This window comes from Nitratireductor sp. GZWM139, assembly GCF_030068685.1.
GTDB lineage: Bacteria > Pseudomonadota > Alphaproteobacteria > Rhizobiales > Rhizobiaceae > Nitratireductor > Nitratireductor aquimarinus.
The window spans coordinates 1-305 of the sequence record NZ_JAMQML010000073.1 but is presented as its reverse complement, the minus strand read 5'-3'; the positions used below and the strand labels follow the sequence as shown (position 1 = coordinate 305).

Genomic DNA, 305 nt, shown 5'->3' with positions numbered 1-305 from the left:
CGATGTCACGTCGCAAAGGAGAGCCTACCGGGGCTCAGATTGATCACGCTCATCCGCACCAGGTGGCGTTACCGGAGCATCGGGTAATGGGAGCCAATTACGATGTCGTTCACGGCTTCTGTAAGGGCCTGTCGATCCATCGTCGGACGCAATCCGTCTATGCCCAGTGGGCCGAGCCAAGAGGCGGCTACTTCATCATCTTCTGCTTTGCTGAGAAGGAAGACGCGGACCGCTTCGCATCCGAGTTTGACGGCATTCCGTTCGATCCGAAGCGAGACAGGGGGAAGGGGGATCGGAAGCGGTTT

At 58.4% G+C, this 305-nt stretch carries 1 protein-coding gene; it reads left to right on the top strand.

Annotated features, from left to right (window positions below; all coding sequences use genetic code 11):
* Positions 1 to 86 precede the first annotated feature (86 nt).
* A partial coding sequence (locus tag NDI72_RS21980; RefSeq protein ID WP_283801807.1) for a hypothetical protein occupies positions 87 to 305 on the top strand: 219 nt, incomplete at its 3' end.